The sequence below is a fragment of the Enterobacter sp. MGH119 genome (assembly GCF_001037675.1).
Lineage (GTDB): Bacteria > Pseudomonadota > Gammaproteobacteria > Enterobacterales > Enterobacteriaceae > Enterobacter > Enterobacter hormaechei_C.
Genome location: NZ_KQ089929.1, coordinates 238,164 through 260,724 on the forward strand (window position 1 = coordinate 238,164; position 22,561 = coordinate 260,724).

Below are 22,561 nucleotides of genomic sequence, written 5' to 3' on the forward strand. Positions count from 1 at the left end.
TATGATGGCTGAGAACAAATTAAACGTAATTGATTTGCACAAGCGCTACGGCGAACATGAAGTGCTGAAAGGGGTGTCGCTGGAGGCTAACGCGGGCGACGTGATCAGTATTATCGGCTCATCAGGTTCGGGTAAAAGTACCTTCCTGCGCTGCATCAACTTCCTCGAAAAGCCGAGCGAAGGGTCGATTGTGGTGAGCGGACAGAACATCAACATGGTCCGTGATAAAGACGGCCAGCTTAAAGTGGCGGATAAAAACCAGCTGCGCCTGCTGCGTACACGCCTGACGATGGTGTTCCAGCACTTCAACCTCTGGAGCCACATGACGGTGCTGGAGAACGTGATGGAAGCGCCGGTTCAGGTGCTCGGCTTAAGCAAGCAGGAAGCCCGCGAGCGTGCGGTCAAATACCTGGCGAAAGTGGGTATCGACGAGCGGCAGCAGATCAAATATCCGGTGCACCTGTCAGGGGGGCAGCAGCAGCGTGTTTCTATCGCCCGTGCGCTGGCGATGGAGCCGGAAGTGTTGCTGTTTGACGAACCGACTTCCGCGCTGGATCCTGAACTCGTTGGCGAAGTGCTGCGCATCATGCAGAAGCTGGCGGAAGAGGGCAAAACGATGGTGGTGGTGACGCACGAGATGGGCTTCGCCCGTAACGTTTCTAACCACGTTATCTTCCTGCATCAGGGCAAGATAGAAGAGCAGGGGCATCCGGACGAAGTGCTGGCGAACCCGCAAAGCCCGCGTTTGCAGCAGTTCCTGAAAGGCTCGTTGAAGTAGGTTTGGCCTTTCTCCCTCTCCCTGTGGGAGAGGGCCGGGGTGGGGGCATCAGGCCGCAGAGCCGCCCAATTGCCCGGTGGCGCTTCGCTTACCGGGCCTACAAAAACCGTAGGCCGGGCAAACGCAGTGCCGCCCGGCATTCAACACTTGAGCCGATACACCCAGTCGTCATACCGTACGCCGTTAATCTCGTACGCCTTCTCCAGCACCTGCGTGCGCACAAAACCCGCTTTCTCAAGGACCCGCACCGACCCGACGTTATCCGCCAGCACGTACGCGTTTATCGCCTTCACGCCCGTCTGGTTAAATGCATACTCACACACCGCGCGCAGCGCTTCGCTGGCAATGCCTTTTCCCTGCGCGGCAGGCACAACCGTGTAGCCAATATCCGCCTCTTCACGGTTCGCCGCACTGATTTGCAGGCCGATATCCCCGAGCGGCTTAACGTCGTTATGCAGACGGATTACAAAGACATGCTCCGCCATCAGGCGTGCGGCAAATACGCGGCGCGTCTCTTTTTCCGGTGTAATAGCGGCCATATAGCGCATGATGGCGGGGTCTTCGCGCAGAGAGCGGAAGAATGCCCAGTCAGAAGGTTCGAAAGGGGTGAGGTTAAGCCGGGTTGTGGTGATGGTTGCCATAGTTACGCCATATCATCCAGACATGGCGTATAACTCTAACATATTCACTGCACCACATCCCCCAGCGCCTCTTCCAGGTCATACCAGCGGAACGTAAACCCGGCCGCTTCCAGCCGTTTTGGCAGCGCGCGCTGCCCGCCCAGTACCAGCACCGAAGACTCACCCATCAGCAGACGAATCGCCGTCGCAGGCACGCGCAGCACCGCCGGGCGATGCAGGGCATGACCCAGGGCATGAGCAAATTGCTCATTACGTACCGGATACGGAGAGACCATGTTAAACGGCCCACGCAGGTCGTTATCCAGCAGCCAGAGAATACCGTTGACCATATCGTCGATATGGATCCACGCCAGATACTGACGACCGTTTCCGATGGGCCCGCCAAGCCCCATTTTAAACGGCGGCAACATTTTACCGAGAATACCGCCTTTCGGAGCAAGCACCACGCCGGTGCGCAGCAGGCAGACGCGGGTGTTATCGCTCTGCGCCCCGCAGGCGATACGCTCCCATTGGGCGCAGAGTTTATGGGTAAACTCGTTGTGCGGCGGCTCTTCTTCGGTCACCACCACTTCACCAAGATCGCCATAGTAGCCTGTAGCAGAGCCTGAAATCAGCACCGAGGGCGGCGTCTCGCTGTTGCGAATCAGCTCAACCAGCCTTTCGGTCATATTCCAGCGACTGCTGCATAAACGCTGTTTTTGCTCTTCGGTCCAGCGTTTATCGGCGATTGGTTCGCCTGCAAGGTTGATGACGGCGTCAAAGCCGTTCAGATCCTGCCTTTCCGCCAGGCCTTTCCAGATCTCAACGCCGGTGCCCAGCACCTGGCGCGCTTTCTCCGGGCTGCGCGTGACCACGGTAATGTCGTGATGCAACGCCTGCAAACGTGGAATGAGATGGCGACCAATCAGGCCCGTACCGCCGGTGAGCAGGATCTTCATACAACCTCCAGGTTTACGCCTGGCGCTGCCAGCTTAACGTCATGGAGACGGAGTCGGCGTAGCGCAGTGCGTGAAGTTTATCGATCTCCACTTCAGCATAAGTGACCCAGTGGTGTTCGCGTGCGATGTCGAGCACATCCTGAGTTAATTTTTCCAGTAGCGCAAAACGGTTGTTCTCTACGTACTGGATGATGCTTTTGGTGATCGTGCGATAGTTCAACGCGTCATTGATGTCTTCGCTGGCGCGCGCCTTGTCTGCCGGGTAGTGGATCACCACATTCACCACGATATCCTGGCGATTCGCGATCTCCTCCTCTTTGATACCAATGAACGTGCGTAAGCGTAAGTTTTTTATACGAATAATAGCGTCATGCTGGGACATTGCAGGTCTTCTCCGTGTCAGTATTTTCACCTCATCATACATGAGGAGAACACCTGCACCCAACGGGGCGCAGGATCAAATCTGATGGATTTTTTGCATGGCGCGTTCGGTGGCCGGGCGGGTCCGGATGCGCTCAAACCAGTTGTTCACCGCCGGATAAGTGGCCAGGTCGATCCGGTGGCGTTCATGGGTGTTGATCCACGGCCAGCAGGCGATATCTGCGATGCTGTAATGCTCACCTCCCAGCCACGGTGATTTTTCCAGCCGACGGTTCAGTACCCCGTACAGGCGCTGGGTTTCGACCTGATATCGCTCAATGGCGTAAGGGATCGTCTGCGGCGCATAGGCCGTAAAGTGGTGATTCTGCCCCAGCATCGGCCCGAGGCCGCTCGACTGCCAGAATAACCATTGCAGCGTGTGATGACGCTCGCGCAACTCACCGCTCAGGAGCTTGCCGGTTTTCTCTGCCAGATAGAGCAAAATCTCTCCGGACTCAAACAGGCTTAACGGTTTGCCGCCGTCAGAGGGCAGGTTATCAATGATGGCCGGAATTTTATTGTTGGGCGAGATGGCCAGAAAAACGGGGCGGAACTGGTCGCCTTTACTGATATCCACGCGAATGATCCGGTAGTCCACTTCGGCTTCTTCAAGAAAGAGTGTGATCTTATGGCCATTAGGGGTGGGGGCATAATAGAGATCTATCATTCTCAACTCCTGTCAGTGCGAATAGTGTTGCCATGAAAAATCAGTATAGGTGCTTGTTGTAAATCGTGAGTTTTCATCAAGTGACAGCGAGGCAAAGAGATTATATGTTGAGTGAAAACCGATCAGCCGAAGAGGATGTTATGAGCCAGCCTGTAATAACGTTGTGGTCCGATGCGAACTTTTTTTCTCCTTATGTCATGAGCGTTTATGTGGCGCTGGCAGAAAAGGGGCTTACTTTTACTCTGAAAACCGTTGACCTGGACAGCGGCGAACACCTGAAGCCTCAGTGGCAGGGCTACGCGCTCACTCGCCGAGTCCCTGTGCTGGAGATCGACGGTTTTGAGTTGAGTGAATCTTCGGCGATTGACGAGTACCTTGAGGACCGCTTTGCCCCGCCTGAGTGGGAACGCATCTATCCTCACGATCTGCAAAAGCGCGCCCGCGCCCGCCAGATCCAGGCGTGGCTGCGTAGCGACCTGGTGCCGATTCGCACAGAACGCTCTACGGACGTGGTGTTCGCTGGCGTCAAAAAGCCCGCCCTCAGTGAGGAAGGCTTATCCAGCGCCCGGAAGCTGATCGAAACTGCGTCATCGCTGCTGGCGCAGGGTAACCCCAACCTGTTTGGCGAGTGGTGTATTGCCGACACCGATCTGGCGCTGATGCTCAATCGCCTGATCCTCAACGGCGATGACGTCCCGCAGCTGCTGGTGGATTACGCCACATTCCAGTGGCAACGCGCGTCGGTACAGCGCTATCTGGCACTCTCTGCTAAGCGCGCGGGCTGATAAGACGGGACGCTTGAGGTATGATAGGGGCAGTCTGTATTCCCGAGGAGTAACTGATGAAACTGATGTTTGCGTCGGATATTCATGGATCGCTGCCCGCGACCGAACGCGTGCTTTCTCTGTTCGCCCAAAGCGGGGCGCAGTGGCTGGTGATCCTGGGCGATGTGTTAAACCACGGCCCACGCAATGCGTTGCCGGAAGGCTATGCTCCCGCGCAGGTGGCGGAAAAACTTAATCATTTTGCCTCGCGCATTATCGCCGTTCGCGGCAACTGTGACAGTGAAGTTGACCAGATGCTGCTGCATTTTCCCATTACCGCTCCCTGGCAACAGGTGTTGATGGAAAACAGCCGTTTGTTCCTGACCCACGGGCACCTGTTCGGCCCGGATAACCTGCCGTCACTCGCCGCTGGCGATGTCCTGGTTTATGGTCATACTCATATTCCGGTGGCGGAAAAGCGCGGGGCGTTTTATCACTTTAACCCCGGGTCTGTCAGCATTCCTAAAGGCGGCAACCCGGCAAGCTACGGCATGTATGAAGACGGGACATTAAGCGTTATCGCACTTAATGATCAGCAAGTTATTGCGCAGATAGCGATTAATCCGTAAGTTACACCACAACTGCAAACGCGCCGAAAGAGCGCTTAGACGAGAAGGTTTCCCGATGGTGGAGCAGAATCATTTGGCAAGTACTGAATGGGTTGACATTGTCAGCGAAGAAAATGAAGTGATCGCGCAGGCCAGCCGCGAACAAATGCGTGCGGAGCGTCTGCGTCACCGCGCGACGTACATCGTTGTTCATGACGGCATGGGCAAGATTCTGGTCCAGCGTCGCACCGACACCAAAGATTTTCTTCCTGGTATGCTGGATGCCACAGCGGGTGGCGTCGTGCAGGCCGATGAAGTGCTGCTGGATTCCGCGCGTCGTGAAGCGGAAGAAGAGTTAGGTATCGCTGGCGTGCCGTTTGCCGAGCACGGGCAGTTTTATTTCGAAGATGAGCATTGCCGCGTCTGGGGCGGGCTGTTTAGCTGCGTTTCCCACGGTCCGTTCGCCTTGCAGGAAGAGGAAGTGAGCGAAGTCAGCTGGATGACGCCGGAAGAGATCACCGCGCGTTGCGACGAATTCACTCCGGATTCCCTTAAAGCACTGGCGCTGTGGATGACCCGCAACGCCAAAAACGAATCCGCTAAACCGGAAAATAAGGCGGAAAAAGAGGAAGAGGCTGAGTAAGCCTTAACAGCTTTCCCGCAGACACAGGCTGGACGCGATGGGTTTATGGTCGCGCCAGTCTCCGTCATTAAGACGTTCCAGTAACGCTTTCCCGGCTTCAATCCCAATCTTGCGATGCGGTACTGCCATCGTCGTCAGCGGCGGCTGACAGACGCGGCTGACGTCGCTGTCGCCAAAACCTACGACCGCTAAATCGTCCGGCACCTTGATGCGCCGACGCTGGCACTCATATAGCGCGCCGCAGGCCAGTTCATCTGATACGCACACCAGCGCATCCAGCTCCGGCCACGCCAGCAGGAACTCTGGCAATTGTGCCGCGCCGGTGGAGAAGTTCGGCGGCATGGCGGCATTAATCACTCTGTTCGGCGCCAGGTGGTGGCGCAGCATCGCCTTGTACCAGCCCTGCAAATGCTGCTGAAAAATCCACTGTTCCTGGTTAGCGCACAGCAGGCCGATATTCTGGTAGCCGCGCTGAATCACCATCTCGGTAAGTTCATACATGGCGGCGACGTTATCAATCCCGATATTCATATCAATCGGATCGGCACGCATTGCACCCATTTCCATCACCGGGATAGAGGCGTTTTTTAGCCAGTGTCGCACGGTATCGGAGTGCTCGACGCTGAGCAGTATCGCCGCGGCGATGTTCGAGGCCAACAGCGTTTCAAGCAGTTTCTCTTCCTGTTCAAGACGATGCTGAGATTCCGCCAGCATGATCTGATATCCGGCTGGCTGGAGCACCTGCTGTAGCCCGGCGAACATCTCGGAACAGCCAGCTTCGGAAAGATTGGGTACAACCATCGCAATCGTCCATGACGATGCCGATGCCAGTGCGCTGGCGGCAAGATTGGGCATGTATCCCAGCTCCTGCACCGCGGCTTCAATTTTTTCACGCAGTTTATCGGAAACCTGTTCGGGCGTGCGGAGGGCACGGGAAACAGTCATCGTGCCGACGCCGGCAAGCTGCGCGACATCCGCGAGCGTTACTTTTCCGGTACTGCGCCGTTTTCGGGTTAAAGACATACATCTTCCTGCTGACAGGACGCGATTCAGTTTCATCCTTCATTTTACGTGACAGGCAGTATACGCCTTAAATCCCTTTTTTTGCTGTGATTTCGCACCATGATAGTAAATTGATAGCGCTATCACAGTTCTGCATGTTAGTTGTTGGTAGCGCTATCTTTGTGATCGCGATCGCAGTCATTAATTGATGGGTTGAATAGAGTTTGCCCATGTCTTGTCTTTAGCGGGAGTGAAAAATGCTCAAAAAGTGGATATATGATACAACCATCATCCTACAGGATAGCGTTGAAAGCTGGCCCCAGGCGCTGGAACTGTGCGCGAAACCGCTGCTGGATTTGCAGGTCATTGCGCCGGAATATGTCACGGCTATCATCGAGCAGCATCACACGTTAGGTCCCTACTATGTGCTGGCTCCAGGGCTGGCAATGCCCCATGCGCGACCGGAAGAAGGGGCGAAAGGACTTGGCCTGTCATTATTAAAACTGAAACAGGGTGTCTCTTTTGGTGCCGGTGAGTTTGACCCCGTCGATGTGATTGTGATGCTGGCGGCGCCGGACAAGCATAGCCATATCGAAATGATCTCAGCCTTAGCGGAATTATTTTCCAGCGACGAAGATATGGCTGAATTACATCGGGCGAATACGCTGGAGGAGATAAAAACCATCATCGATCGCTTCTGATTTAATTATTTAACCCGATTCATCTCAACATTACGCATCAGCGTGATGGGGCGTACTCTACTCAAAAAAGGGGATAACAATGAAAATCATGGCTATTTGCGGCTCCGGCCTGGGCAGCAGTTTTATGGTCGAAATGAATATTAAAAAGGTGCTCAAAAAACTGGAAATTGAGGCCGAGGTTGAACACTCCGATCTCTCCTCGGCTACGCCGGGCGCGGCGGACCTGTTTGTAATGGCGAAAGACATTGCCGCCAGCGCCAGCGTGCCGGAAAGCCAGCTGGTGGTGATCAACAATATCATCGATATTAACGAACTCGAAGCGCAGCTGCGCGCCTGGTTCGAAAGACAATAATCCTGATAAGGCGAGGTGGATATGTTTATCCTTGAAACGCTGAACTTCGTTGTTGATATTTTAAAAGTCCCTTCAGTGCTGGTCGGTTTAATTGCCCTGATTGGTCTTGTGGCGCAGAAAAAAGCCTTTTCGGATGTGGTAAAAGGCACAATTAAAACCATTCTCGGCTTTATTGTACTGGGCGGCGGCGCAACCGTGCTGGTGGGCTCATTAAATCCGCTCGGCGGTATGTTTGAGCACGCCTTTAATATTCAGGGCATTATTCCCAACAATGAAGCTATTGTGTCGATTGCCCTGGAAAAATATGGCGCTTCCACCGCGCTCATTATGGCCTTCGGGATGGTGGCGAATATTATTGTTGCGCGCTTTACCCGCCTGAAATACATCTTCCTCACCGGGCATCACACCTTCTACATGGCATGCATGATTGGCGTGATCCTGACGGTTGCAGGCTTCGAGGGGGTCGGGCTGGTCTTTACCGGCTCGTTGATCCTCGGCCTGATTATGGCCTTCTTCCCGGCGATTGCGCAGCGCTATATGAAGCGTATTACCGGCAACGATGAGATCGCCTTCGGTCATTTCGGCACGCTGGGCTACGTGCTGTCCGGCTGGATTGGCAGCAAGGTCGGTAAAGGTTCGCGCTCCACCGAAGAGATGAACCTGCCGAAGAACCTTAGCTTCCTGCGTGACAGTTCAATCTCCATCTCCCTGACCATGATGATTATCTACCTGATCATGGCGGTGAGCGCCGGACGTGAGTACGTGGAGGCCACCTTCAGCGGCGGCCAGAACTACCTGGTGTACGCCATCATTATGGCCATCACCTTCGCGGCAGGCGTGTTCATCATCTTGCAGGGCGTGCGCCTGATTCTGGCGGAAATCGTCCCGGCCTTTACTGGCTTCTCGGAAAAACTGGTGCCCAATGCGCGGCCTGCGCTGGACTGTCCGGTAGTCTACCCGTATGCGCCAAACGCGGTGCTGATTGGCTTCCTGTTTAGTTTCCTCGGCGGGATTGTGGGCTTGTTCATCTGCGGTCAGTTTAGCTGGGTGCTGATCCTGCCGGGCGTCGTGCCGCATTTCTTCACCGGTGCAACGGCGGGCGTGTTTGGTAACGCCACCGGTGGACGCCGCGGGGCAATGATTGGCGCCTTTGCTAACGGCCTGCTGATCACCTTCCTCCCGGTCCTGCTGCTGCCTGTTCTGGGCGCAATTGGCTTTGCGAATACGACCTTCTCGGACGCTGATTTTGGTGCGGTCGGGATTGTGCTGGGCAACCTGGCGCGCTTCCTGTCGCCGTTTGCCATCACCGGACTGGTTGTTGTGTTGTTCGCGCTGCTGGTGGCCTACAACGTCTTCGCTAAAAACAAACCTGCCAGCGGTAACGCGCAGGAAAACCCCGGAGCCAAATCATGAATGAGAATGAAATAACCGAACTGGCGCGTCAGATTCGCCTTGAGACGCTGAAATCCCTTACGCAGCTGGGTTTTGGGCACTACGGCGGCAGCATGTCAGTCGTTGAAACGCTGGCGGTGCTGTACGGCGCGGTGATGAAAATTGACCCGGCCGATCCGGACTGGCCAGAGCGCGATTACTTTGTGCTGTCGAAAGGCCATGCGGGCCCGGCGCTGTACAGTACGCTGGCGATTAAGGGCTACTTCCCGATTGACGAGCTGAGCACGCTGAACCAGAACGGGACGCGTCTGCCAAGTCACCCGGATCGCCTGAAAACACGCGGCGTGGATGCCACCACCGGATCACTGGGGCAGGGGATCTCCATTGCTGGCGGCATGGCGCTGTCGCACAAGCTGGCAGGAAGGCCAAACCGGGTGTTCTGCATCGTCGGTGACGGGGAGCTGAACGAAGGACAGTGCTGGGAAGCCTTCCAGTTTATTGCTCACCATCGACTGAACAACCTGACGGTATTCGTGGACTGGAACAAACAGCAGCTCGACGGCGAGCTGGACGAAATCATCAGCGCCTTCGACCTGGAAGGCAAATTCCGCGCCTTTGGTTTTGACGTGGTAACGGTGAAAGGGGATGACATTCCGGCGCTGCTGGAGGTGACCGCGCCGATCCCTGCGGCCGATGCGCGTCCGCGGGTGGTGATCCTCGACAGCATCAAAGGGCAGGGGGTGCCATACCTGGAACAGCTCAGCAACTCGCATCACCTGCGATTAACTGAGGAGAGCAAAGCGGCGCTCAACGAGACGATTCGCCAACTGGAGGCTTCACATGATTAAGGTTGCACCGACAGGACAGAAAGATGCCGTTGAGATGCGTAAGGTCTACGCGGGTTTTGTGGCAAAACAGATTGAGGCCGGGAGCGAGATTATTGCGCTCGAAGCGGATCTGATGAGTTCGATGGCGATGGACGGCGTAGCGCGTGATTATCCACAGCACGTCATCAACTGCGGCATTATGGAGGCTAACGTGATTGGGACGGCCGCCGGGCTGTCGCTCACCGGACGTAAGCCGTTCGTCCATACCTTTACCGCCTTTGCCAGCCGTCGCTGCTTCGACCAGCTGTTTATGTCCCTGGACTACCAGCGCAATAACGTGAAGGTGATTGCCTCGGATGCGGGCGTGACGGCCTGCCACAACGGCGGGACGCATATGTCGTTCGAGGACATGGGCATCGTGCGCGGTCTGGCGCATTCAGTGGTGCTGGAGGTGACCGATGCGGTGATGTTCGAAGATGTGCTGCGTCAGCTTATCGACCTGGAAGGCTTCTACTGGGTGAGGACCATCCGTAAACAGGCCCCGAGCGTGTATGCCCCGGGGTCAACCTTCACCATCGGCAAGGGCAACGTGCTGCGCGAGGGAACCGATATTACCTTGATTGCTAACGGCATTATGGTGGCGGAAGCGCTGGAGGCGGCGCGCCAGCTGGAGCAGGAGGGGGTAAGCGCAGCGGTCATCGACATGTTTACCCTGAAGCCTATCGATCGGATGCTGGTGAAAAACTATGCCGAGAAAACCGGGCGTATTGTGACCTGCGAAAACCACAGCATTCACAACGGGCTGGGGTCGGCGGTGGCGGAAGTGCTGGTGGAAACCTGTCCGGTGCCCCTGCGTCGGGTGGGGGTGAAGGAACGATATGGTCAGGTGGGCACGCAGGACTTCTTGCAAAAGGAGTATGGCCTGACGGCACATGACATTGTGTCGGCGGCGCGGGAGCTGTTGTAATAAAAAAAGGCGACCGTGTGGTCGCCTTTTTGTTGCCCGGTGGCGCTGGCGCTTACCGGGCCTACGGTCCTGTAGGCCGGATAAGCGAAGCGCCATCCGGCAAAACATTACTGCTGCTGCGAAGACTGGATCGCCGTCAGCGCGATGGTGTAGACGATATCGTCAACCAGCGCACCACGGGACAGGTCGTTCACAGGTTTGCGCATGCCTTGCAGCATTGGCCCGATGGAGATCAGGTCTGCTGAACGCTGTACCGCTTTATAGGTGGTGTTACCGGTGTTCAGATCCGGGAAGATGAACACGGTAGCACGACCTGCAACCGGCGAGTTTGGCGCTTTGGATTTCGCCACGTCAGCCATTACCGCGGCATCGTACTGGAGCGGGCCGTCGATCATCAGATCCGGACGTTTTTCCTGCGCAATGCGGGTCGCTTCACGGACTTTCTCTACGTCACTGCCTGCACCAGAGGTACCGGTGGAGTATGAGAGCATCGCGACGCGCGGTTCGATACCGAAGGCAATCGCGGAGTCCGCAGACTGGATAGCGATTTCTGCCAGCTGCTCTGCGGTTGGATCCGGGTTGATCGCGCAGTCGCCGTAAACATAAACCTGTTCAGGCAGCAGCATGAAGAACACGGAGGAGACCAGAGAGCTGCCCGGTGCGGTTTTGATCAACTGCAACGGTGGACGGATGGTGTTCGCGGTGGTGTGAACCGCACCGGAAACCAGACCGTCAACTTCGTCCTGCTCCAGCATCAGCGTACCCAGCACGACGTTGTCTTCCAGCTGCTCGCGCGCAACGGCTTCGGTCATGCCCTTGTTCTTACGCAGTTCAACCAGGCGAGCAACGTAGCTTTCGCGAACCACTTCCGGGTCAACGATCTCAATGCCAGCGCCCAGCTCAACGCCCTGAGACGCCGCAACGCGGTTGATCTCATCCGGGTTACCCAGCAGCACACAGGTCGCGATACCGCGTTCTGCACAGATGGCTGCCGCTTTAACGGTACGTGGTTCGTCGCCTTCTGGCAGAACCACGCGTTTGCCCGCTTTACGCGCCAGCTCGGTCAGCTGGTAACGGAAGGCTGGAGGAGACAGACGACGGCTGCGCTCGGAGGTCGCCGTCAGGGATTCGATCCAGTCCGCATTGATGTAGCCCGCAACGTATTCCTGAACTTTCTCGATACGCTCGTGGTCATCAACCGGCACTTCGAGGTTGAAGCTTTGCAGGCTCAGGGAGGTCTGCCAGGTGTTGGTGTTCACCATGAAGACTGGCAGGCCAGTGGCGAACGCACGCTCGCACAGCTTGCTGATACGCGCGTCCATTTCATAGCCGCCGGTCAGCAGAATTGCACCGATTTCCACGCCGTTCATTGCAGCCAGGCACGCTGCAACCAGCACGTCTGGACGGTCAGCAGAGGTCACCAGCAGTGAACCTGCGCGGAAGTGTTCCAGCATGTGTGGAATGCTACGTGCGCAGAAGGTTACGGACTTCACGCGGCGGGTGTTGATATCGCCTTCGTTGATCACGGTGGCGTTCAGGTGACGCGCCATATCGATTGCACGGGTGGCAATCAGATCGAAGCTCCATGGCACCGCGCCCAGAACAGGCAGCGGGCTGGAATCCTGCAACTTAGCCGGGTCAACTTTGATGACTTTCGCTTTGGAGGAGTCGTCAAAAATTTCGGACAGGTCAGGACGCGTACGGCCCTGCTCATCTACTGGCGCGTTCAGCTTGTTAACAATCACGCCGGTGATGCTGGTGTTTTTCGCACCGCCGAAGCTGCTGCGCGTCAGTTCGATACGCTCTTTCAGCTGCTCTGGGGTATCCGTGCCCTGAGACATCACAAAAACGATCTCTGCGTTCAGGGTTTTCGCGATTTCAAAGTTCAGAGACTGGGCAAACTGGTGTTTACGGGTCGGGACCAGGCCTTCAACCAGCACCACTTCCGCATCCTGCGCGTTTGCGTGGTAGTTGGCAATGATCTCTTCCATCAGCACGTCTTTCTGGTTGCTGGAGAGCAGAGATTCAACGTGGCTCATCTTCAACGGTTCAGCCGCTGGCAGATTGGAGTTCTTGCGAACGATGGTGGTGGTCTGGTCTGGCGCATCGCCACCGGCACGTGGCTGGGCGATAGGCTTAAAGACGCTCAGACGAACGCCTTTGCGTTCCATAGCGCGGATCACGCCGAGGCTGACGCTGGTCAGGCCGACGCTGGTTCCGGTAGGGATCAGCATAATAGTACGGGACACGGTTTATCCTCTTTCGTTACCGCCGCGTTGGGCGGGTTACAAAACAGCACCGCCAGCATTGCTGGCGGTGTGGAATCAGGCAGTCAGGCGGTGTGCGTCTTGCGCGATGACCAGCTCTTCGTTAGTTGGAATAACGATAGCAGGGCGGGTGCCTTCTTTGTTGATGAAGCCAGACTTGCCGAAGCGGGCAGCCAGGTTACGCTCATGATCAACTTCGAAGCCCAGAACGCCCAGTTTGCCCAGGGACAGTTCACGTACCATTGCCGCGTTCTCACCGATACCACCGGTGAAGATAACAGCATCCAGACGGCCTTCCATCAGCGCGGTGTAAGAACCGATGTACTTCGCCAGGCGGTGGCAATAAACGTCCATTGCACGTTTAGCGTCAGCTTTTTCTGCGTAGTTGTCTTCAACGTAACGGCAGTCGCTGGTGACCTCGGTCAGACCCAGCAGGCCAGACTCTTTGGTCAGCATTTTGTTGATGTCGTCAACGCTCATGCCCAGGGTGTCGTGCAGGTGGAAGATGATCGCCGGGTCGATATCACCGGAACGGGTACCCATCACCAGACCTTCCAGCGGGGTCAGACCCATAGAGGTGTCAACACACTTACCGTTGCGGATAGCGGAAACAGAACCACCGTTGCCCAGGTGGCAGGTGATAATGTTGACTTCTTCAACCGGCTTGTTCAGCACTTTTGCGGCTTCCTGAGTCACATAGAAGTGGCTGGTACCGTGAGCGCCGTAACGACGGACGCCGTGCTCTTTGTACAGGCTGTATGGCAGGGCATAGAGGTAAGACTCTTCCGGCATGGTCTGATGGAACGCAGTATCAAACACGGCCACGTTTTTGTCTTTCAGACTCGGGAAGGATTTCAGTGCTTCAGCGATACCGATCAGGTGAGCCGGGTTATGCAGCGGTGCGAAAGACGCAGAGTCTTTGATACCCTGAATCACGGAGTCGTCGATTACCACGGAACTGGTGTATTTTTCGCCGCCGTGGACGATACGGTGACCAATTGCGGTCAGCTGAGCAGACAGTTCTGGTTTTTGTGCCAGAATAGTGTTAACGATAAAGTTCAGCGCTTCACTGTGAGCGGCGCCTGCACCTAAAGCCGCTTCTTGTTTGCTGCCGTCCATCTTCCACTTGATACGTGCTTCAGGCAGATGGAAACATTCGGCCAAACCAGAGAGGTACTCGTCACCGTTGAGCGCATCGATGATGGCGAATTTCAGTGAGGAGCTACCGCAGTTCAGAACCAGTACTAACTTACTCGACATGGAAGTACCTATTATTGATACGTGGCTAAAAAAACGTCAGTGAGTCTAAAAGCGTAACGCATGCTGACCCAGACATTTATGATTAACATCATGCCAAACGAACATTCTGGCAGGATGAAAGAAATACCTATGATTTTAAGCCATTTTGAACATTTTTCAGACAATGGCATAATATGCGATAATTTGACGAGTTAACGCTTATCGTCTACGGCCCTATCAGGCTGGCACAGGATACCCGATACGGGGTAGCGATGACAAAATATTTTGAACGTTGTCATAACCTGTTGTGGTTTTGCACGAAAATTTTAATTTTTATATGTGAAGTTGAGGTACAGCCATGTCGACACCCGAAATCCCGTCCGTGAACTTTTTTAGTCTGTTTCGTCGGGGACAGCATTACGCAAAGACATGGCCGATGGAAAAGCGCCTCGCGCCCATGTTTATTGAAAATCGCACTATTCGCGCCACGCGCTATGCGATTCGCTTTATGCCCCCGATTGCCGTTTTTACCCTGTGCTGGCAGATAGCGTTAGGTGGGCAGCTTGGCCCTGCCGTCGCGACGGCGCTCTTTGCGTTAAGCCTGCCGATGCAGGGGCTATGGTGGTTAGGTAAACGTTCCGTCACGCCACTTCCGCCTTCTATTTTACACTGGTTTTATGAAGTGCGTGGAAAACTGCAAGAGGCTGGCCAGGCGCTGGCACCGGTTGAAGGTAAGCCGGACTATCAGGCGCTGGCGGATACCCTCAAGCGTGCGTTTAAACAGCTTGATAAAACATTCCTCGATGACTTGTGATTGATCATCGAAACGACGACCAAAAGAAGGCACAGTAACAATCAGTTACCGTGTCTTTTTTTTACAGTGCAATGCGCTACAGGAGTCGAAAGATGGAAATGACCCATGCTCAACGTCTGATTTTGTCTAACCAGTACAAGATGATGACTATGCTTGATCCCGATAACGCTGCGCGCTACAGCCGCCTGCAAACCATTGTTGAACGTGGTTTTGGCTTGCAGATGCGCGAACTGGATCGCGAATTTGGCGAACTGAAAGAGGAAACCTGCCGTATCGTTATCGACATCATGGAGATGTACCATGCGCTGCATGTGTCCTGGACCAATCTGAAAGACCAGCAGACCATTGACGAGCGCCGCGTGACGTTCCTGGGCTTTGATGCTGCGACGGAAGCGCGCTATCTGAGCTATGTACGCTTTATGGTGAATACCGAAGGGCGCTACACCCATTTTGATGCGGGTACGCACGGCTTCAACGCCCAGACCCCGATGTGGGATAAGTATCAACGTATGCTGAGCGCGTGGCACGCCTGTCCGCGTCAGTACCATTTAAGCAGCAACGAAATTCAACAAATCATTAATGCCTGACGGAGGTGCGTGTGCAGTGTAAAGGTTTTCTGTTTGATCTGGACGGTACGCTGGTGGATTCGCTGCCGGTGGTGGAGCGCTCGTGGTGCCACTGGGCCGACCGGCACGGCATTGACCATCAGGACGTACTGAATTTCATCCATGGCAAACAGGCCATTACCTCATTGCGGCACTTCCTGGCGGGACGTTCTGAGGAAGAGATTCAGGCGGAGTTCCGCTATCTTGAGCAGATTGAAGCTACCGATACCGAGGGTATCACCGCGCTGCCCGGTGCGCGCGAACTGCTTGAGCACCTGAATGAAGCGCAGATCCCGTGGGCTATCGTCACCTCCGGCTCGGTTCCCGTCGCGCATGCACGCCATAAGGCGGCAGGTTTGCCGACGCCGGACGTCTTCATTACCGCTGAGCGCGTGAAGCGCGGCAAGCCTGAACCGGATGCGTTCCTGCTCGGCGCTGAACTGCTCGGCCTTGCGCCAGCAGAGTGCGTGGTGGTGGAAGACGCGGCGGCAGGCGTGCTGGCCGGGCTGAACGCCGGCAGCCACGTCATTGCCGTTAACGTCCCGGCGGGTTCCCCCCGGCTGGAGGAGGCGGATTTCGTGCTTAACACCCTGACCGCCATCGACGTCTCGAAGGCGTCAGACGGAGTTGTAACCGTCTCGCTAAAAATGTAATCCCATGATATAGCCCCGCATTACCGGGGCTTTTTTATGGCAGAATTGCTTCTCCTCCACTGACAAGGACATGTTGTGAACGGTGAACTGATTTGGGTCCTGAGCCTGCTGTTAATCGCCATCATTCTTTTTGCCACGGGCAAGGTGCGCATGGATGCCGTCGCCCTGTTTGTGATTGTCGCATTCGTTCTGAGCGGTACCCTTTCCCTGCCGGAAGCCTTTTCCGGGTTTAGCGATCCCAACGTTATTTTGATTGCCGCTCTGTTTATTATTGGCGACGGGCTGGTACGCACCGGCGTGGCGACGATGATGGGGTCGTGGCTGGTGAAAGTGGCGGGCAGCAGCGAAACCAAAATGCTGATTTACCTGATGCTGACGGTCGCCGGGCTGGGCGCGTTTATGAGCTCTACGGGCGTCGTGGCCATCTTTATTCCGGTCGTGCTGAGCGTCTGCATGAGGATGCAGATCTCCCCGTCGCGGCTGATGATGCCGTTGAGCTTCGCCGGGCTCATCAGCGGCATGATGACGCTGGTCGCGACGCCGCCGAACCTCGTCGTGAACAGCGAACTGATCCGTGAGGGGCTTGAGGGGTTTAGCTTTTTCAGCGTTACGCCGATCGGGCTGGTGGTACTGGTGATGGGCATTATCTATATGCTATTGACCCGTTTTGCGCTGAAAGGGGAGAAGCAGGATAAAGCCAAAGAGGGCTGGAAGCGGCGCTCTTTCCGCGATCTGATTAAAGAGTATCGTCTGACCGGGCGTGCCCGACGTCTGGCTATCCGCCCGGGGTCGCCTATGGTGGGGCAGCGGCTGGATGACCTTAAGCTACGCGAACGCTATGGCGCGAACGTCATCGGGGTTGAGCGCTGGCGTCGTTTTCGTCGGGTGATCGTTAACGTGAACGGGGTGTCAGAGTTTCGCGCGCGTGACGTCCTGCTGATTGATATGTCCACCGCAGACGTGGATCTGCGGGAGTTTTGTAGTGAGCAGCTGCTGGAGCCGATGGTCCTGCGCGGCGAGTATTTCTCTGACCAGGCGCTGGATGTGGGAATGGCCGAGGTGTCGCTGATCCCGGAATCGGAGTTATTGGGCAAAACCGTGCGTGAAATCGGCTTTCGTACCCGCTATGGCCTCAACGTGGTAGGCCTGAAGCGCGATGGCGTAGCCCTTGAAGGGGCGGTGGTGGATGAGCCGATCCTGCTGGGGGATATCTTCCTCGTGGTCGGCAACTGGAAACTGATTAGCCAGCTCGGGCAGAAAGGCCGCGATTTTGTGGTGCTAAATATGCCGATTGAAGAGAGCGATGCATCACCGGCGCACAGCCAGGCGCCCCATGCGATTTTTTGCCTGGTATTGATGGTTGCCCTGATGCTGACGGACGAGATCCCTAACCCGGTGGCGGCAATAATCGCCTGTCTGTTAATGGGCAAATTCCGCTGTATCGACGCCGAAAGCGCTTACAAAGCGATTCACTGGCCGAGCATCATTCTCATCGTCGGGATGATGCCCTTCGCCCTGGCGCTACAGAAAACCGGCGGGGTGGATTTGATCGTAAAAGGCTTAATGGACGCGGGCGGGGGATATGGTCCGTACCTGATGATGGTTTGCCTGTTCGTCATGTGCGCCACCATTGGTTTGTTCATCTCCAATACCGCAACGGCGGTGCTGATGGCGCCCATTGCGCTGGCGATGGCAAAATCGATGGGCGTTTCGCCGTATCCGTTTGCGATGATGGTTGCGATGGCGGCGTCCGCGGCATTTATGACGCCGGTCTCTTCCCCGGTCAATACGCTGGTGCTGGGGCCCGGGAATTATAGGTTCAGTGATTTCGTGAAGCTGGGTGTGCCGTTCACCGTGCTGGTAATGCTGGTATGCGTGGTGTTAATTCCGGTGTTATTCCCGTTTTAGCGTGAGTGCAGAAACGTAGGCCGGGTAAGGCGGAGCCGCCACCCGGCAAAAAACTACAGCGGCGAATCCTGGCTAATCTCATCCAGTGACAAATGGAAGCTCGGCACAAACACGCGCATAAAGTAGTCCATCTCTTCGCTGCGACGAGATTCCAGCGTTTTTTCCAGACGCGTTTTTGCCAGTAAAAATTCGTTATTCCCGGCGGACAGCTCTTCCAGACACTTCAGGTAGGCGCACAGCGCATCGGCCTGCTTAACCAGAGATTTCTCCTCTTCCGTATACTGATGCTCGTCGATGAGCGGCCCGAAGATATCGCGCAGCTCTTCAGGCACCATGTCGATCAGCTTCTGCTGGGCAATCTTCTCAATAGCTTTATATTCCTGGGCAATCTGCGAGTTGAAATATTTCACCGGCGTAGGCAGATCCCCGGTCAGCACTTCCGATGCATCGTGGTACATCGCCAGCAGGGCGATACGTTCGGCATTCACCTGCCCGTTGAATTTGCGGTTTTTAATCGCGGCCAGCGCGTGCGCGACCATGGCAACCTGTAAACTGTGCTCAGACACATTTTCAGTGCGCACGTTGCGCATCAGCGGCCAGCGGTTGATGAGTTTCAGGCGGGAGAGGTGGGCAAAGAAATGACTCTGACTCATAGGTTACCTTATGTCTTCACTGCGACAGACTTCATTGTGCGGGGAGGGGAGGGAAGATGCAAATTTGCGGATGTTGCAGGCCGGGTAAGCGCAGTGCTACCCGGCGGATAGTCAGCGCTACTGATGGTACCCGGAGAGGAAGCGCCCGAAGCGGCTGATGGCCATTTCGAGATCGTCTTCGCGCGGCAGGGTGACGATACGCACGTGATCCGGCCACGGCCAGTTAAACGCCGTACCCTGAACCAGCAGCACTTTTTCCTGCAACAGGAAGTCGAGCACCATTTTCTGGTCGTCGTGAATATTAAAGCGCTTCGCGTCGATTTTCGGGAACATGTACAGCGCGCCGTTAGGCTTCACGCAGGAGACGCCCGGAATATCATTAATCAATTCCCATGCACGGTTGCGCTGTTCATACAGGCGGCCGCCTGGGACGATAAACTCGCTGATGCTTTGATAGCCGCCGAGTGCTGTCTGGATCGCATGTTGCGCCGGTACGTTGGCGCACAGACGCATGGATGCCAGCATCTCCAGCCCTTCAATGTAGCCTTTCGCATGTTTTTTCGGACCGTTCAGTACCATCCAGCCCTGACGGAAACCGGCAACGCGGTAAGTTTTAGACAGTCCGTTAAAGGTGACCGTTAGCAGATCGGGTGCTAGCGCGGCGATAGAGTGGTGCTGCGCCGCGTCGTACAGGATCTTGTCGTAAATCTCGTCGGCAAAGATGATCAGGTTGTGCTGGCGGGCGATCTCGACGATCTCCATCAGCAGCTCTTTTGAATAGACCGCGCCCGTCGGGTTATTCGGGTTAATGATCACGATACCCCGGGTGCGCGGGGTAATTTTGGCGCGAATATCATCCAGATCCGGGAACCAGTCAGAGGATTCGTCGCACAGGTAGTGCACCGCTTTACCGCTGGACAGGGACACCGCAGCCGTCCACAGCGGATAATCTGGGGCAGGAACCAGCATTTCATCGCCGCTGTTCAGGAGCGCCTGCATCGCCTGAACGATCAGTTCCGAGACACCGTTGCCAATGTAGATATCTTCAACGGTGACGTCGCGCATACCGCGAGCCTGATAGTGCTGCATGATGGCTTTACGGGCGGAGTAAAGCCCTTTTGAATCGCAGTAGCCTTGTGCAGTGGGCAGGTTACGGATCACATCCACCAGGATCTCATCCGGCGCTTCAAAACCAAATGGCGCGGGGTTGCCGATGTTGAGTTTCAGAACCTTATTGCCTTCCTCTTCAAGGCGTTTTGCCTCTTTGAGTACCGGGCCACGGATGTCGTAACAGACGTTGTCGAGCTTGCTGGATTTTTCGATAGGGGACATGAACCTTTAACCTTTTCGCTATTATTGCAACTTCCTGCCGTGGAAGTGTGCACGGAACAATGTACTCCCCCCGCGCTTCGTTTTGAAGGGCGCACAGAAGAAGATTTCGTTCCACCGGGGAATGTCGCTGTGATCGCTTACTCTAACGAGGGAGTGATTTTGTGCCTGAATTTATCGTAATAAAGGTTATTAATGGGTTTTTTATGCTAAAAATTGCATGTAACTATGAATTTTATTCTGATGTAAATAAAAAGACGATTCGGGCTGATGCATTAGTCCCCCTGAGTGATCATTCGTAAAACCTGAATGCTGAGATACCGATTGCCATATTAGCAAAGCCAGGCTAAAAGTTACTCATGTGAAATTAATGTTAAGGGTTATTAATGAATGGCCTGAATCTAAATTAAACTTTATTTATTATTAACGACGAAAATGCAACTTTCGTTAATTTTAATAAAAAGAGTGTAGTTGCTTATCATTGGCGGTAACTCCTTAATATTGCAATAAGACTTATAAATATAGTGGATTTGGGTTAAGATGTGTTTCGGGAATGCAGCATAGCGATAGGCCTGTTACGTATATCGGCTTCTGCTTTTCTGTATTAATCGATTGTTATTGTTAAAGTTATCTCTGGCTGATTGGGTAAGTCACATCTTGCTACGCTGGCAACGCTGCGATATAGATGGCAGAAAACATGTCTTACTCTTTATGGTATTTACATCAACCTGCAAACAAAGAAATATCCTGGACGCAAGAGAATAAAAATAACGTCATGAAACGTGATTTCTGACTGGTGATATACCGCAGTACAATAACTATCTGTCAGGCAGTCTGCCGGGCCGGGATGCGAGGGAAACTCTTCAGAAGGAATTGCTTAACTGTTACACACAGCTTCAACCCGGGCAGCTCCGCACGAGCAACCTGAAAGTGAAAAGATATGATAAATGCAAATCGTCCGATAATGAATCTCGACCTCGATCTGCTGAGAACGTTTGTTGCGGTCGCCGATCTCAACACTTTTGCAGCAGCTGCTGCCGCCGTTTGCCGTACCCAGTCCGCCGTGAGTCAGCAAATGCAGCGGCTGGAACAACTGGTTGGTAAAGAGCTTTTTGCGCGTCATGGGCGTAATAAGCTTTTAACAGAACATGGTATTCAGCTTCTGGGTTATGCCAGAAAGATACTGCGCTTTAATGATGAAGCCTGTATGTCATTAATGTTTAGCAACCTTCAGGGAGTGTTAACATTAGGGGCGTCAGATGAATCAGCAGATACCATTTTACCCTTCCTTCTCAACCGAATTAGCTCGGTTTATCCGAAGCTTGCCCTGGACGTTAGCGTTAAACGCAATGCCTTCATGGTTGAGATGCTGACAGAAAACGAGGTTGACCTGGTGGTCACCACGCATCGACCTGGCCAGTTTGACAGCCTGACGCTGCGTACTTCTCCAACGCACTGGTACTGTGCCGCGGAGTATGTATTGCAGAAAGGTGAGCCGATACCCCTGGTCCTGCTGGATGATCCCAGTCCGTTCCGCGATATGGTGCTGGCAGCGCTCAACGAAGCCAGTATTCCATGGCGCCTGGCGTACGTGGCGTCAACCTTGCCCGCAGTGCGAGCGGCGGTGAAGGCTGGGCTTGGCGTAACGGCCCGTCCGGTGGAAATGATGAGCCCCGATCTGCGTGTGCTGGGTCAATCCGAGGGACTCCCGTCGTTGCCGGATACGGAGTACCTGCTGTGCCATAACGCCGCCAGCAACAACGAGCTGGCAAAAGTGGTATTCGAGGCAATGGAAAACTACCACAATCCATGGCAGTACGCGGCTGTTACTCCCGAAGGAGGGGATGACTCCCTGATTGTGGAAGGGGATTTTGAGTGATCATTCCCTCAAAATTCTCGTAACAAAATGTAAGTGCAAAAAAGAGCCACTCGCATGATTTTTTCCTGCGAGTGGTTTTTTTTGCTATTCATAACCGCGGGCGGAGCAGGGATAAAGCAAATACCGCTTATTTATCAATGCAGAAAATGCTTTTGATTAAGATGTAAACAAGACCTGTTCTAACTTACCTCATACCCCACCGATGTTAAAAAAACAGGAAATATGTTGCTGTTTTTTTGATTGAATTAACAAAAGCGTGTCTCAGATCAAGAAAATACTCCCATTTGGGGGGAGGAATCGTTGGCAAATCCTGTCAAAATAGGAGGGTTATTTTTTTTACTTCCAAAACGGACACGATTCAACAAGATGCATTTGACGGAAAGTCATGTACCCACCAGGGTTAAAGGGCACCAAATGTTAATGAGAATCGCACGTTGTAATTTAATGTGAAGAAACCTTTGTTAAAGTTGACAAAAGGTTATAGAAAGGAGTAAAAAACCCCATCATTTTGCTG

Annotated in this window: 23 protein-coding genes; 14 read left to right on the forward strand and 9 right to left on the reverse strand. The window is 54.5% G+C overall.

The genetic code is table 11. The features are described 5' to 3' along the window. Positions 1–4: 4 nt before the first annotated feature. On the forward strand, positions 5–778 hold the full coding sequence (gene hisP / locus SK53_RS01110) for a histidine ABC transporter ATP-binding protein HisP (RefSeq protein ID WP_003861426.1): 774 nt from the start codon (positions 5–7) through the stop codon (positions 776–778). 140 nt (positions 779–918) lie between these two features. Here the strand turns inward: hisP and SK53_RS01115 are convergent, their stop codons facing one another. The 4 genes from SK53_RS01115 to yfcG form a co-directional block, all read right to left on the reverse strand. Continuing rightward, entirely contained in the window at positions 919–1,419 is a 501-nt protein-coding gene (locus SK53_RS01115; RefSeq protein WP_048208302.1) for a GNAT family N-acetyltransferase, read from the reverse strand. Between the two features lie 44 nt (positions 1,420–1,463). Continuing rightward, positions 1,464–2,357 (reverse strand): TIGR01777 family oxidoreductase, encoded by an 894-nt coding sequence (locus tag SK53_RS01120; protein WP_003861430.1) that lies wholly within the window; start codon positions 2,355–2,357, stop codon positions 1,464–1,466. Positions 2,358–2,370: 13 nt separating this feature from the next. After that, a complete protein-coding gene (gene folX / locus SK53_RS01125) occupies positions 2,371–2,739 on the reverse strand; it encodes a dihydroneopterin triphosphate 2'-epimerase (RefSeq protein WP_003861432.1) in 369 nt (122 codons plus the stop codon). A 75-nt stretch (positions 2,740–2,814) separates the two neighbouring features. After that, a complete protein-coding gene (gene yfcG, locus SK53_RS01130) occupies positions 2,815–3,444 on the reverse strand; it encodes a GSH-dependent disulfide bond oxidoreductase (RefSeq protein WP_003861434.1) in 630 nt (209 codons plus the stop codon). A gap of 140 nt (positions 3,445–3,584) precedes the next feature. On the opposite strand from yfcG, the gene yfcF reads away from it, so the two are divergent. The 3 genes from yfcF to yfcD are packed head-to-tail and all read left to right on the forward strand — an operon-like array spanning position 3,585 to position 5,459. Further along, the gene (gene yfcF / locus SK53_RS01135; RefSeq protein WP_003861435.1) at positions 3,585–4,229 is read left to right on the forward strand and encodes a glutathione transferase; all 645 of its coding nucleotides are present in this window, start codon (positions 3,585–3,587) and stop codon (positions 4,227–4,229) included. Positions 4,230–4,285: 56 nt separating this feature from the next. Continuing rightward, entirely contained in the window at positions 4,286–4,837 is a 552-nt protein-coding gene (gene yfcE, locus SK53_RS01140; RefSeq protein ID WP_017692997.1) for a phosphodiesterase, read from the forward strand. A 55-nt stretch (positions 4,838–4,892) separates the two neighbouring features. Then, positions 4,893–5,459: an NUDIX hydrolase YfcD gene (gene yfcD, locus SK53_RS01145; protein ID WP_003861439.1), complete on the forward strand. Its 567-nt coding sequence runs from the start codon at positions 4,893–4,895 to the stop codon at positions 5,457–5,459. A 3-nt stretch (positions 5,460–5,462) separates the two neighbouring features. On the opposite strand, the gene SK53_RS01150 is transcribed toward yfcD, so the two are convergent. Then, a complete protein-coding gene (locus SK53_RS01150) occupies positions 5,463–6,482 on the reverse strand; it encodes a LacI family DNA-binding transcriptional regulator (RefSeq protein ID WP_003861441.1) in 1,020 nt (339 codons plus the stop codon). A 236-nt stretch (positions 6,483–6,718) separates the two neighbouring features. Here SK53_RS01150 and SK53_RS01155 point away from each other — a divergent pair, with 236 nt between their 5' ends. From SK53_RS01155 to SK53_RS01175, 5 genes are all read left to right on the forward strand, one after another. Further along, a complete protein-coding gene (locus SK53_RS01155; protein ID WP_022651541.1) occupies positions 6,719–7,162 on the forward strand; it encodes a PTS sugar transporter subunit IIA in 444 nt (147 codons plus the stop codon). Positions 7,163–7,241: 79 nt separating this feature from the next. Further along, complete coding sequence (locus SK53_RS01160) at positions 7,242–7,514, forward strand: PTS sugar transporter subunit IIB (protein ID WP_003861447.1); 273 nt, start codon at positions 7,242–7,244, stop codon at positions 7,512–7,514. A gap of 21 nt (positions 7,515–7,535) precedes the next feature. Continuing rightward, the gene (locus SK53_RS01165) at positions 7,536–8,927 is read left to right on the forward strand and encodes a PTS ascorbate transporter subunit IIC (protein ID WP_022651540.1); all 1,392 of its coding nucleotides are present in this window, start codon (positions 7,536–7,538) and stop codon (positions 8,925–8,927) included. Next, complete coding sequence (locus tag SK53_RS01170; RefSeq protein WP_022651539.1) at positions 8,924–9,754, forward strand: transketolase; 831 nt, start codon at positions 8,924–8,926, stop codon at positions 9,752–9,754. Before SK53_RS01165 ends, SK53_RS01170 begins: the two co-directional genes overlap by 4 nt. Then, the gene (locus SK53_RS01175; RefSeq protein ID WP_003861452.1) at positions 9,747–10,700 is read left to right on the forward strand and encodes a transketolase family protein; all 954 of its coding nucleotides are present in this window, start codon (positions 9,747–9,749) and stop codon (positions 10,698–10,700) included. The genes SK53_RS01170 and SK53_RS01175 overlap by 8 nt, the downstream gene beginning before the upstream one ends. A gap of 107 nt (positions 10,701–10,807) precedes the next feature. Here the strand turns inward: SK53_RS01175 and pta are convergent, their stop codons facing one another. Further along, the gene (gene pta / locus SK53_RS01180) at positions 10,808–12,949 is read right to left on the reverse strand and encodes a phosphate acetyltransferase (protein ID WP_022651538.1); all 2,142 of its coding nucleotides are present in this window, start codon (positions 12,947–12,949) and stop codon (positions 10,808–10,810) included. A 75-nt stretch (positions 12,950–13,024) separates the two neighbouring features. Continuing rightward, positions 13,025–14,227: an acetate kinase gene (gene ackA, locus SK53_RS01185; RefSeq protein WP_015572267.1), complete on the reverse strand. Its 1,203-nt coding sequence runs from the start codon at positions 14,225–14,227 to the stop codon at positions 13,025–13,027. Between the two features lie 337 nt (positions 14,228–14,564). Here ackA and yfbV point away from each other — a divergent pair, with 337 nt between their 5' ends. The 4 genes from yfbV to SK53_RS01205 all read left to right on the forward strand — a co-directional run bounded on the left by yfbV (position 14,565) and on the right by SK53_RS01205 (position 18,186). Then, on the forward strand, positions 14,565–15,020 hold the full coding sequence (gene yfbV / locus SK53_RS01190) for a terminus macrodomain insulation protein YfbV (protein WP_045345831.1): 456 nt from the start codon (positions 14,565–14,567) through the stop codon (positions 15,018–15,020). 92 nt (positions 15,021–15,112) lie between these two features. Continuing rightward, positions 15,113–15,607: a YfbU family protein gene (locus SK53_RS01195; RefSeq protein ID WP_003861461.1), complete on the forward strand. Its 495-nt coding sequence runs from the start codon at positions 15,113–15,115 to the stop codon at positions 15,605–15,607. Between the two features lie 11 nt (positions 15,608–15,618). Continuing rightward, positions 15,619–16,278: a sugar phosphatase gene (locus tag SK53_RS01200; RefSeq protein WP_003861463.1), complete on the forward strand. Its 660-nt coding sequence runs from the start codon at positions 15,619–15,621 to the stop codon at positions 16,276–16,278. Positions 16,279–16,353: 75 nt separating this feature from the next. Then, positions 16,354–18,186 carry an SLC13 family permease gene (locus tag SK53_RS01205; RefSeq protein WP_023314585.1) on the forward strand — a complete coding sequence of 611 codons (1,833 nt, stop codon included), beginning with the start codon at positions 16,354–16,356 and terminating at the stop codon, positions 18,184–18,186. A 53-nt stretch (positions 18,187–18,239) separates the two neighbouring features. Here SK53_RS01205 and yfbR read toward each other — a convergent pair whose 3' ends face one another. After that, on the reverse strand, positions 18,240–18,839 hold the full coding sequence (gene yfbR / locus SK53_RS01210; RefSeq protein ID WP_003861468.1) for a 5'-deoxynucleotidase: 600 nt from the start codon (positions 18,837–18,839) through the stop codon (positions 18,240–18,242). 117 nt (positions 18,840–18,956) lie between these two features. Continuing rightward, positions 18,957–20,171 (reverse strand): alanine transaminase AlaA, encoded by a 1,215-nt coding sequence (gene alaA, locus SK53_RS01215; protein ID WP_003861471.1) that lies wholly within the window; start codon positions 20,169–20,171, stop codon positions 18,957–18,959. Positions 20,172–21,108: 937 nt separating this feature from the next. Here alaA and lrhA point away from each other — a divergent pair. Further along, on the forward strand, positions 21,109–22,047 hold the full coding sequence (gene lrhA, locus SK53_RS01220) for a transcriptional regulator LrhA (protein WP_003861473.1): 939 nt from the start codon (positions 21,109–21,111) through the stop codon (positions 22,045–22,047). Positions 22,048–22,561 lie beyond the last annotated feature (514 nt).

What these genes read in the sequence shown, in the direction of transcription:
- hisP (WP_003861426.1), top strand. Translation starts at nt 5, where the DNA reads ATGGCTGAGAACAAATTAAACGTAATTGATTTGCACAAGCGCTACGGC.
- SK53_RS01115 (WP_048208302.1), bottom strand. Translation starts at nt 1,419, where the DNA reads ATGGCAACCATCACCACAACCCGGCTTAACCTCACCCCTTTCGAACCT.
- SK53_RS01120 (WP_003861430.1), bottom strand. Translation starts at nt 2,357, where the DNA reads ATGAAGATCCTGCTCACCGGCGGTACGGGCCTGATTGGTCGCCATCTC.
- folX (WP_003861432.1), bottom strand. Translation starts at nt 2,739, where the DNA reads ATGTCCCAGCATGACGCTATTATTCGTATAAAAAACTTACGCTTACGC.
- yfcG (WP_003861434.1), bottom strand. Translation starts at nt 3,444, where the DNA reads ATGATAGATCTCTATTATGCCCCCACCCCTAATGGCCATAAGATCACA.
- yfcF (WP_003861435.1), top strand. Translation starts at nt 3,585, where the DNA reads ATGAGCCAGCCTGTAATAACGTTGTGGTCCGATGCGAACTTTTTTTCT.
- yfcE (WP_017692997.1), top strand. Translation starts at nt 4,286, where the DNA reads ATGAAACTGATGTTTGCGTCGGATATTCATGGATCGCTGCCCGCGACC.
- yfcD (WP_003861439.1), top strand. Translation starts at nt 4,893, where the DNA reads ATGGTGGAGCAGAATCATTTGGCAAGTACTGAATGGGTTGACATTGTC.
- SK53_RS01150 (WP_003861441.1), bottom strand. Translation starts at nt 6,482, where the DNA reads ATGTCTTTAACCCGAAAACGGCGCAGTACCGGAAAAGTAACGCTCGCG.
- SK53_RS01155 (WP_022651541.1), top strand. Translation starts at nt 6,719, where the DNA reads ATGCTCAAAAAGTGGATATATGATACAACCATCATCCTACAGGATAGC.
- SK53_RS01160 (WP_003861447.1), top strand. Translation starts at nt 7,242, where the DNA reads ATGAAAATCATGGCTATTTGCGGCTCCGGCCTGGGCAGCAGTTTTATG.
- SK53_RS01165 (WP_022651540.1), top strand. Translation starts at nt 7,536, where the DNA reads ATGTTTATCCTTGAAACGCTGAACTTCGTTGTTGATATTTTAAAAGTC.
- SK53_RS01170 (WP_022651539.1), top strand. Translation starts at nt 8,924, where the DNA reads ATGAATGAGAATGAAATAACCGAACTGGCGCGTCAGATTCGCCTTGAG.
- SK53_RS01175 (WP_003861452.1), top strand. Translation starts at nt 9,747, where the DNA reads ATGATTAAGGTTGCACCGACAGGACAGAAAGATGCCGTTGAGATGCGT.
- ackA (WP_015572267.1), bottom strand. Translation starts at nt 14,227, where the DNA reads ATGTCGAGTAAGTTAGTACTGGTTCTGAACTGCGGTAGCTCCTCACTG.
- yfbV (WP_045345831.1), top strand. Translation starts at nt 14,565, where the DNA reads ATGTCGACACCCGAAATCCCGTCCGTGAACTTTTTTAGTCTGTTTCGT.
- SK53_RS01195 (WP_003861461.1), top strand. Translation starts at nt 15,113, where the DNA reads ATGGAAATGACCCATGCTCAACGTCTGATTTTGTCTAACCAGTACAAG.
- yfbR (WP_003861468.1), bottom strand. Translation starts at nt 18,839, where the DNA reads ATGAGTCAGAGTCATTTCTTTGCCCACCTCTCCCGCCTGAAACTCATC.
- alaA (WP_003861471.1), bottom strand. Translation starts at nt 20,171, where the DNA reads ATGTCCCCTATCGAAAAATCCAGCAAGCTCGACAACGTCTGTTACGAC.
- lrhA (WP_003861473.1), top strand. Translation starts at nt 21,109, where the DNA reads ATGATAAATGCAAATCGTCCGATAATGAATCTCGACCTCGATCTGCTG.